7 protein-coding genes and 1 tRNA gene are annotated in these 9672 nt (G+C 70.6%); 3 read left to right on the top strand and 5 right to left on the bottom strand.

Translation table 11 applies throughout. From position 1 onward, the window contains the following. The first annotated feature begins 85 nt into the window (after positions 1–85). Both FJ309_16430 and FJ309_16425 read left to right on the top strand, forming a co-directional pair. Positions 86–769, top strand: coding sequence for a sigma-70 family RNA polymerase sigma factor (locus FJ309_16430; protein MBM3956168.1), 684 nt, complete (start codon positions 86–88; stop codon positions 767–769). Positions 770–772: 3 nt separating this feature from the next. Next, positions 773–4135, top strand: coding sequence for a hypothetical protein (locus FJ309_16425; GenBank protein ID MBM3956167.1), 3363 nt, complete (start codon positions 773–775; stop codon positions 4133–4135). Between the two features lie 25 nt (positions 4136–4160). Here FJ309_16425 and FJ309_16420 read toward each other — a convergent pair whose 3' ends face one another. The 4 genes from FJ309_16420 to FJ309_16405 form a co-directional block, all read right to left on the bottom strand. After that, complete coding sequence (locus FJ309_16420; GenBank protein MBM3956166.1) at positions 4161–4712, bottom strand: Uma2 family endonuclease; 552 nt, start codon at positions 4710–4712, stop codon at positions 4161–4163. A 126-nt stretch (positions 4713–4838) separates the two neighbouring features. Continuing rightward, positions 4839–6641, bottom strand: a complete 1803-nt coding sequence (locus FJ309_16415) for an ABC-F family ATP-binding cassette domain-containing protein (GenBank protein MBM3956165.1) — start codon at positions 6639–6641, stop codon at positions 4839–4841. Positions 6642–6671: 30 nt separating this feature from the next. Next, a tRNA-Ser gene (locus FJ309_16410) sits at positions 6672–6753 on the bottom strand. A 487-nt stretch (positions 6754–7240) separates the two neighbouring features. Further along, a complete protein-coding gene (locus tag FJ309_16405; GenBank protein ID MBM3956164.1) occupies positions 7241–7591 on the bottom strand; it encodes a DUF2200 domain-containing protein in 351 nt (116 codons plus the stop codon). 180 nt (positions 7592–7771) lie between these two features. On the opposite strand from FJ309_16405, the gene FJ309_16400 reads away from it, so the two are divergent. After that, positions 7772–9067, top strand: coding sequence for a fuconate dehydratase (locus tag FJ309_16400; GenBank protein MBM3956163.1), 1296 nt, complete (start codon positions 7772–7774; stop codon positions 9065–9067). Positions 9068–9085: 18 nt separating this feature from the next. Here the strand turns inward: FJ309_16400 and FJ309_16395 are convergent. Continuing rightward, on the bottom strand, positions 9086–9672 hold a 587-nt coding region (locus FJ309_16395), incomplete at its 5' end, for an iron-containing alcohol dehydrogenase (GenBank protein MBM3956162.1).

The following is a 9672-nucleotide window of genomic DNA, read 5'->3' as shown; positions in this document are numbered from 1 at the left end:
TGCCCCCTCGCATGGCCCCGTCTCCCGTGTATGCTGATGCCCTCCGAGCCGGGGGCTTCTCGTTCTCGTCGAAGGATTCGACCCAATGGCGACAGCGACGCGCACCCCGCCGCGGACGGACTCGCGGGCGACCGCCCCTTCGAAGCTTCTCGCCGAAGCCCGAGGCGGATCGGTCGAGGCCCTCGGCACGCTCTTTCAGTCGATCCGCGGCCACCTCACGCTCGCTGCCAGGCGCGGGTTTCCCCGCCGGTTCCAGGCGATCCTCGGCGTGTCCGACGTCGTCCAGGATGCCGTCGTCGCCGGCCACGAGCGGTTCCATGCCTTCCGCGGCGGCTCGCAGGCCGAGTTTCTCGGCTGGATGCGCGTCATCCTGTCGCACACGATGGTCGACAGCATTCGCCGGCAGAGCGCCCTCCGGCGACTCGGAAACGGGATGCCGCTCGACCTCGAGCAGATCGGGGCCCAAGCTGCCGCGCTCACCGACGGCTCTGAGCGCAGGCCGCTGCCGACGGTCATCCGCGTCGAGGAGGAAAACCTGGTCAAGGCCGCCCTCGACGAGCTGCCCGCCGACCAGCGGCGGGTGTTGTGGCTGCACCACTGGGAAGGGAGGACGTTCGCCGCGATCGGCGCCGAGTTGGGCCGGTCGGAGGAGGCCGCCCGCAAGCTCTGGGTGCGCGGCTTCCGCAAGATCGAGGAGCGCCTCCGATCCCTCGCCGACGATCCCGAGCCGGGGGCGGGAACCAGCCCAAGGGACTGCCCGAGGGACTGACTGATGGCCAAGACACCGCTCCCCGACAGCGACTCGCCGCCGGACGAGGGGATCGAGCTTCTCGGCCATCTCGACGATTCGATCACCGGAGCGCTCCACGGCACCGATGCCGACGTCGGCGGGCACGGCGAGCCGGCGCGGATCCGCCCCGAGCAGGTCGATCTGCTGCTGCGGCTCCATCAGCTCGGTGCCGCATGGCGGGAGACGACCGCGCGGGCGCCCGCCGCGCGGCCGGCCCGGATCGACCGGTTCGAGATCGTGCGCGAGGTGGGGCAGGGGGGGTTTGCCACGGTCTACGAGGCCACCGACACCCTCCTCGGCCGCCGCGTGGCCCTCAAGGTGGCCCATCCCGAGGCCCTCGTCTCCCCCGGCATGCAGAAGCGGTTTCTCCGCGCGGCGGAACTGGCCGCCCGACTCGCCCATCCGAATCTGGTTACGATCCACGACCTCGGCGAGAGCGACGGGATCACGTTCATCGCCGAGGAGTTTTGCAGCGGCGGCACGCTGGCCGAATGGCTCCAGCGCCATCCTGGCCCCGTCGCCCCGCGCACCGCGGTGCTGGTGATCAAGCACCTCGCCGAGGGGCTCGACGTCGCCCACGACCGCGGGATCGTCCACCGCGACGTCAAACCGGAGAACGTCCTCCTCGTGCCCGCCGCCGGCAACGCGGTGGTGCCACCCGACCGCGTGCCCACCGACGGCACGCCGACGGGCTTCGACGTCAAGCTCGGCGACTTCGGCCTCGGCAAGGTGGACGACGATTCGTCGCACGCCCCACTCTCACAGGCAACCCGGGCCGGAGCCCGCCCTGGCACCCCCGCCTGGATGGCCCCGGAACAGATCGACCGGGCGATCGGCCCGGTGGCTCCGGCGACCGACGTGCATGCCCTCGGTCTCGTCCTCGATCGGCTCCTCACCGGCCGCTGCCGCTGGGCCGGAGCCACCGACTCCGACACGATGCGTCTGATCCTGCTCCGCGAGCCGGAGGGAGTCGAAACCGGAATGACCGGCGTGCACCGTGATCTGGTCGCCGTCTGCCGCCGGTGCCTGGCGCGAGACCCGGCCGAGCGCTACGCCCGGTCAGGCGATCTCGCCGCCGACCTGTCGCGGTTTCTCCTCGGCGTACCGACGCTGGCCCGGCCGCTTTCGGCCTGGGAGCGGGCGTGCCGGTTCGCGCTCCGCCGGCCGGGCCAGATCGCCGCGATCGCCATCTCCCTGCTCGCGTCGCTGATCGCCGGGATCGCGCTCGTGGGCTGGTCGACCCAGACGGCCGCCGCCGCCCGCCAGCGCGACTGGGTGCGACGGATGGATGCGGCGCAGCACCTGCAGCGCGGTCTCGACGACCTTCGTTCCGGGAATGTCGCCGCCGCCCGCGAGCGGTTCGCCACCATGGCCGCGCTCGACCCGGCACTCGATGCGTCGTTCGCCGGGCGCTGGGCACGGCGCCGGCTGCAGAGCGAACAGGCGGTCTTGTTTGGCGATCCCGGCACGCCTGCCCTGCCTGGCGGCCCACCGCGCGACCTGTATTGCTGCGCCGTGTCGGGCGACGGGAAGCGGATCGCGGCGGGGGCTGCCGATGGCCGGCTGATCCTGGTCGACGCCGGAGGCGGCATCGCGCCGACGGTGGTGACGAAGGCGCACGACGAGATCAACGACGTCGCCTTCTCCCCCGACGGCCGCCTGGTCGCCACCGCCGGCGAGGACGGCCGGGTACGGCTGTTCGCGGCAGAGACCGGTGTGCTCGAGCGCGATGTCGCCGCCGAACCGAAGGCGCTGTTCGCCGTCGGCTTCGCGCCCGATGGCTCGGCGCTGGCCTGGGGGGGTGCCGAGCGGGTGCTCACGGTGGCCGCGATCGACACCGGCGACGTGAAGCGGTTTCCGGTGCCGATGACGATCGCGCCCGGCACGCTCGATCCGGACATCGAGGCGATCCAGTTCGTCGACGACGCGACGATCGCCGTCGTCGGCGGCATCGACATCATTCTCCTCTCCGCTACCGACGGCGCGCTCGTCCGCCGATTCGGCGGGCCGGGAGGAAGAGTGAGCAGCGTCGACCTGTCGCCCGATCGGACACGGCTGCTCACCGGCGGCAGCAGTCGAGTCCCCCAGGTCTGGACCATCGCCACCGGCCGACTGGTCGCGTCGTTGCCGCGCCATCGCGACTGGGTGCAGGGGTGCGTGTTCACGGCTGACGGCACACGGATCATTTCCGGGTGCCGCGACGGCGTGCTCCAGGTGTTCGACGCGACGACGGGTGAGTTGCTCGAGCGCCTCCCGGGCCACGACGGGTTCGTCTGGGACGTGCGCCGCGAGCCCCGGGGCACCGTGCTCAGCGTCGGCAGGGATGGCACGCTGCGCCGCTGGGCGGCGGACCACGCCGGAAGTTTCGCTGGCGCCAAGGAGCTTCCGGTGGCCGTCGACGCGAGTGTCGCCGTGCTTCCGGTCGCCGGGAGCGGTGGGGTCGAGGGCCCGAGAATCATCGTCGCGGGCCGGCCGGCGACGACGCTCGTCGTCGATCCGGCCACGGGCCGGGCCAGGGGGCGCCGAGACATTCCGTCGGCGACGACGATCACCTGGTCCGCCGTCGATGGGCCCCGTGACCGGCTGGCGCTCACGATGCTCGACGCTCCCACGTGCGTGGTTCGGATCGCGACCGACGAACCAGGCAACGGTGCGGAGGAGGTTGTCCAGCTCACCGACCACAGCGCCGGTCGCGTCGCCTGGAGTCCCTCGGGGCAATTGGTGATCGTGTGCAACGGCACCACGAGCGTCATCCGGGGCTTTGATGAAACACTGGCGGAGGAGGTGGAGATCGACCGCCTCGCGCACGCCTGCGACGCCGTGGGGTTCGCGCCCGACGGCGGCACGCTGGCGCTCGGCGGGAGATCGCTGCTGCGGCTGATCCCGATCGCACGGCGCGGCCTCCCGAGGCCGACGGGACCACCGCGGTCGGTGATCTTCGACGAGTCGTTCGGAAGCGTGTTCGCCGCCGCCTGGGCCCCCGACGGTCGGCGGCTGGCGGTGGCGTCGAAATTGGGAAACGTCCGGATCCTCGACCCCCGCGACGGCTCCACGCTCCATGTCCTTTCCGGCCACCGCGAGTCCATCCTTGCCCTCGGCTGGTCGGCCGACGGGCGCGTGCTCTACTCTGCCGATGCCGAGTCGCTGAAGATGACCGACAGCGTCACGGGCGTGCCGCTCGACACCTTTTCACCCGGCTGGTCGATCCATGCGGCGGTGCTCACCGGACCGCCGGAGTCTCCCGACCGCTGGCTCGTGGTCGGTGGCGAGGCGGCGTTCCACGAGCGAACCGCCGCTGGCCAGTCCGGCCGCGGCCGGGTGCTGGTGGTCGATCTGGCGCGATGACGCCCCGATCGTGGCTCGGCGTCGGTCAGCGAAACAGCTCGCTGACGGGAATCACGAGCCCCGGAACCGCGTCGCCGGCATCGAGAACCTCGGCCTCGCGGAGGACGGTGACGCTTCCCCCGGGGCGATGGACATGAACCGTCCGGGTGGCCGGATCGACCACGACCACCAGCCGGGTCCCGGCAGAGAGCCAATCGAGCACCTTCTCCTCGACGTCGCTGAACGAGTCGCGTGGCGAAACCACCTCGCCGACGAGCTCGGGCACGACCGTCACGAACCCGCCATCGCCATCGAGCGGGACCGCCCGTGACCGTGACACGAACGCCATGTCAGGAGCCCGCACCGTGTCGGGGCCGCGCGCGAGGAGAAAACCCGTCTCGGCCGCATACACGGCGCCGAGATCATGGAGCTTGACATGGGCGCCGACGAGCAGGCCCAAAGCATGGGCCACGCGGCCATGGCGGCCGCCCGCAGGAGACATCACGCGCAGGACTCCGCGGACGAGCTCACGGCGCTCGCCGGTGGGTTCGAGGAGCGCGAGGTCTGCGGCAGCGACGGGAGCATTCGCGGTTGCCATCAGCAAGCCTCTCTCCACCCGGCCACGACGCGCCCCGACCTCGGTCGATCACGACACTCCGATCATATCTCACCGCGGCACCATGAGACCACGCGCGCCATCCACCGGCGACCGCGGTCTCCCCGCTCACTCCGCCCCCGCGCGCTCCTGGAGCTCGAGCCATTCCTCCTCGGCCGCCGTGAGGCGCGCCGCGACGTCGGTCATCGCCGTGTGGAGCCGCAGAGCCTCGGCCGGGTCGGTTTCCGAAAGCAGCTTCGCTTCGAGCGCCTTCTTTTCGCCGTCGAGCCGGGCGATCGACTTCTCGAGCGTGGCGATCTGCTTCCGCGTGTCGCGGGCCGCGGCGCCCGGCCGCGCCGCGGGCTTCGCGCCGCCGGCCGGTGGCGGCGATGCTTTGCGCGGGCCCGGGCCTTTGCCGCGGCGCGATTCGTCGGCCGCCTCGGCGGCGTCGATCTCACCGGTGACGCTCGCCAGGTAGGCGGCGTAGTCGCCGAGGAAGTTGACCACGCGGCCGTCCTTGACCTCGATCACGGTGGTCGCCACGCGCTGCATGAACGAGCGGTCGTGGCTCGTGAAGACGACCGTGCCCTCGGAGGCCACCAGCGCCTCAGCGAGGGCATCGACCGTCTCGACGTCGAGATGGTTGCCCGGCTCGTCGAGGACCAGCACGTTGAACGTGCCGAGGAGCAGGCCCGCGAGGCAGAGGCGGGCGCGCTCGCCGCCGGAGAGCACGCGGACGCGTTTCTCCACCGCCTTCCCACGAAACAGCATCGCCCCGGCGAGGTCGAGGATCCGCTGGTTCTTGGTGCCGATGGCGGCGGCGCGCTCGAGATAGCCGAGGACGGTGTCGTCTTCGGGAAGGCTCGTGTAGACGTGCTGGGCGTAGATCCCGATCTCGCAGCCGTAGCCCCACTTCACGCTGCCGGCGCGCGGCTCGAGCGATCCAGTGAGGCTGCGGAGGAAGGTCGTCTTGCCCTGGCCGTTGTCGCCGACGATCGCCGCGCGGCTGCCGTGGACGATCTCGAGGTCGATCCCGGCGGCGACAGTGCGGTCGGGGTAGCCGATCGCCATCTCGCGGCAGCGGACCGCGGGCCCCTGGCGGCGGTTCACCTGCGGGCAGGAGATCGCCGCAGTCGGGGCGTCGGCGAGGATCTCCTCGACCTCGAGCTTCTCGAGCTGCTTCTCCTTCGACTTGGCGCGCGACGCCGTCGACGCCCGCGCTTTGTTGCGGGCGATGAAGTCCTCGAGCTGCTTCCGCTTCGCGAGCGTGGCGGCGTTGGTGCGCTCGAGGTGGAGCTTCTGCTCAGCCTGGAAGGCGAGGAAGGCGTCGATCTTGCCGGGGTAGACGGTGAGCTTGCCGTGCGACAGGTCGAGCGTCTGGTCGCACGTGGCCGCGAGAAACGCCCGGTCGTGCGACACGATCAGGCAGGCCTCCTCGTAGTCGCGGAGGAAGTGCTCGAGGAGGATCTGCGTGCGCAGGTCGAGGAAGTTGGTCGGCTCGTCGAGGAGGAGGAGCGTGGGCTCGTGGAGGAGGAGGGCAGCGAGCTTGACGCGCGTCTGCCAGCCGCCGGAGAGGCTCTGCACCGGGCAGGAGAGCTGCGGCGTCTTGAGCTCGAAGCGGCCGGCGACCTCGCCGCACTTCCAGTCGGGCTGACCGGAGTCGCGCACGAGGAACTCGAGCCCCGTCTCACCGGGGAGAAACGGATCATGCTGCCGGAGGTAGCCGAGCCGCAGGCGCGGGTGCCGGATGACCTCGCCGGAGTCGAGCTCCTCCTCGCCGAGGATCACGCGCAGAAGCGTGCTCTTGCCGGCGCCGTTGCGGCCGACGAACCCGATCTTGCCGTCGTCGGTAATCGTGGCGCTCGCCCGGTCGAGGAGCACCTGGTCGCCATACCGTTTGGAGGCGTTTTGGATGTCGAGGAGGACGGCCATCGCCTGGGGCGGATCACCTGCGGATTACAGCGGAGGGCATGGGACTCGAACCCACAACCCCTTTCGGGGCACCACATTTCCAGTGTGGCCGCTAGCCATTCGCTTACCCTCCAAACGCATGTTTTTTGCTTGGGGAGCCCGCTGGCCACCCCGCCAACCGTTCCGGCCGGGCTCCGCCCGAGCCTTCCCGCATGCGGTCAGGACCCCGAGTATAGCGATCGGCCGTGTCGGCGGGATGCTGGGATCCAGGTCTGAATATGGCGGGTTTTCGATCCCATCCGCCCAACGACCAGCCAGAACCCGTATCTGGGTAAAGGGAGTCCGCGCCCGACATATCCACGACGCGCACAAGGCCCTGGGAAGCGGGTGCGGCATCCGCGACAAGGCGATACCCCTTACGCAGTTCGAGCGACGCCGGGACCGCTAGGCCGACCGGACAACAGCCGCGTCACCCACTCCCGTCGCGGTCGGCGAGCGACGCGATCCGGGCGATGAGCGTGGCGCGATCGTAAAGAAGGCGGGAACCCGATGGAACAGCGGACTTGCCTGCGCTCCAGACATCCCGAAAGCGGCGTGACTCGTCGCCGGGCAGTGACGGCTCAACGCCGCAGCACCTTGGCCAACGCCTTGCCCTTGGCCAATTCATCGACCAGCTTGTCGAGTTGGCGGATCCGCTTCAGGAGCGGATCTTCAACCTCCTCCACCCGTACGCCGCAGACCACGCCGGTGATCAGGCTGCTGTCGGGGTTCATGGCCGGAGCATCGGCGAAGAAGGTCTCGAAATCGGCATTCCGCTCGAGCTGCTCCTGCAGGCCCGCTCGGTCATAGCCAGTCAGCCAGCAGATGACCTCGTCGACTTCGTGCTTGGTCCTCCCCTTGCGCTCCGCCTTTTGGACATACAACGGATAGACAGCGGAGACGGCGGCCCTGAAGATTCGGTGTCCGGGCATCGTCGTCTGCCTCCGGTCGCCTGACTGTGGATGGTTGCGTGGGGCGCGAGGCCTGCCACCCCGTTTGCCGCCGCCCGAGATTCGATCCCGGCGGTTTGAAAGTCAACGTCTCCTCGGGGCCGCTCGCGGTCCCCTCGGGGACAGCTCCTTTCGAAGACGCCATTCCTGCCCGAGGCCCGTATGCCCGCACCGATCGCGATCACCGAGTTCGACACCTACGACCTGCGCTTCCCGACGTCGCAGCACCTCGACGGCTCCGACGCGATGAACCCCGACCCCGACTACTCCGCGGCCTACGTCGTCCTCCACACCAACGCCGCCGGCCTCCGGGGCCACGGGATGACGTTCACGATCGGCCGCGGCAACGAGTTGTGCGTCGAAGCGATCATTTCCCTCGCGAGCCTGCTGGTGGACCAGCCGCTCGACGCTCTCATGAAGCGGCCGGTCGATCTCTATCGACGGCTCACCGGCGATTCCCAGCTCCGCTGGGTCGGACCGGAGAAGGGGGTGATCCACCTCGCCGCCGCCGCCGTGATCAACGCCGTCTGGGACCTGTGGTCACGGGCTCGCGGCAAGCCGCTGTGGCGGCTGGTGTGCGAGATGACGCCGGAGGAATACGTCGCCAGCGTCGACTTCCGCTACCTCGCCGACGCCCTCACGCCCACACAGGCGCTCGAGCTGCTCCGCGCCCAGGTGCCGGGCAGGGAGGCGCGGATCGAGCAGCTGCTCGATGCGGGCTACCCGAGCTACACGACGTCCGCCGGCTGGCTCGGCTACAGCGACGACGCACTCGAGCACAAGTGCCGCGACCTCAAGGCGCGCGGCTGGTCGCACTTCAAGATCAAGGTCGGCCGCGATCTCGCCGACGACCTGCGCCGCTGCCGCGTGCTCCGCGCTGCAATGGGCCCCGGCGCACGGATGATGATCGACGCCAACCAGGTGTGGGACGTGCCGGAGGCGATCGAATGGATCGGGCAGCTCGCCCGGTTCGACCCATGGTTCGTCGAGGAACCGACCCACCCCGACGACATCCTCGGCCATCGGGCGATCGCCCGCGCGATCGCGCCAGTGCGCGTCGCCACCGGGGAGATGTGCCACAACCGGATCATGTTCAAGCAGTTCATGGAGGCCGGAGCGATGCAGGTCTGCCAGCTCGACAGTTGCCGGCTCGGCGGCGTCAACGAGGTGCTGGCGGTGCTCCTTCTGGCGGCCCGGTACAGGGTGCCGGTCTGCCCCCACGCCGGCGGCGTCGGGCTGTGCGAACATGTCCAGCACCTGAGCATGATCGACTTCGTGTCCGTGTCGGGATCGCTCGACGGCCGTGTGGCCGAATACTCCGACCACCTCCACGAGCACGTCGACGACCCGGTGGTGATGAAGGACGGCTGCTACATGCCGCCGCAACAGCCTGGCTACGGCGTGCGCTTCACTGCTGCGGCGCTCGACGGCTACTCCTGGCCGCGCGCGGCACCGTGACGACGCACGCTCGGGCGCTCACGCCCCCCACGCCGTCGCATACAGTGCCTCGACGTCGCCCGGTCCGGCGGGCCGGCGCGGATTGGTGAGCAGCGACAGGTCGGCCAGCGCTGCCGGGGTGCACTCGGCTGCGGCACGCCGTGGCACGCCGAGCGCGCGGAGCGACGCTGGCAGGCCGGCCGCTGCCAGGAGCGCCGCGACACGATCGGCCGCCGCCAGGCCAGCAGCCGCCACCGGCTCGGCATGGTCGCTGCCGGGGACGAGGGCCGTGGCGATCCGCGCGAAGCGGGCATCCGTCGTCGGCGCTGCCGCGTTCCAACGCATGACGTGCGGGAGGAGGACGGCGTTGGCCATCCCGTGGGGCGTGCCGTAGCGGGCCGTGAGGGCGTGGCTCATGGCATGGACGAGGCCGACACGGGCCCCGGCGATCGCATGGCCCGCCAGGTGGGCGGTGACGAGGAGGCCTTCGCGGGCGGCGCGGTCGCCGCCGTCGGCGAGGGCACGCGGCAGGCAGGCGGCGATCAGCCGGATCGCCTCGAGGGCGTGGATGTCGGTCGCCGGATTGGCCAGCCGGCTCGTGAACGCCTCGATGGCATGCGCGAGGG

It is taken from the genome of Planctomycetota bacterium (assembly GCA_016872555.1).
Lineage (GTDB): Bacteria > Planctomycetota > Planctomycetia > Pirellulales > UBA1268 > F1-20-MAGs016.
Note: the sequence above shows the minus strand (reverse complement) of the source record. Positions and strands in the feature narration are given on the sequence as shown.

What these genes read in the sequence shown, in the direction of transcription:
- FJ309_16430 (MBM3956168.1), top strand. Translation starts at nt 86, where the DNA reads ATGGCGACAGCGACGCGCACCCCGCCGCGGACGGACTCGCGGGCGACC.
- FJ309_16425 (MBM3956167.1), top strand. Translation starts at nt 773, where the DNA reads ATGGCCAAGACACCGCTCCCCGACAGCGACTCGCCGCCGGACGAGGGG.
- FJ309_16420 (MBM3956166.1), bottom strand. Translation starts at nt 4,712, where the DNA reads ATGGCAACCGCGAATGCTCCCGTCGCTGCCGCAGACCTCGCGCTCCTC.
- FJ309_16415 (MBM3956165.1), bottom strand. Translation starts at nt 6,641, where the DNA reads ATGGCCGTCCTCCTCGACATCCAAAACGCCTCCAAACGGTATGGCGAC.
- FJ309_16405 (MBM3956164.1), bottom strand. Translation starts at nt 7,591, where the DNA reads ATGCCCGGACACCGAATCTTCAGGGCCGCCGTCTCCGCTGTCTATCCG.
- FJ309_16400 (MBM3956163.1), top strand. Translation starts at nt 7,772, where the DNA reads ATGCCCGCACCGATCGCGATCACCGAGTTCGACACCTACGACCTGCGC.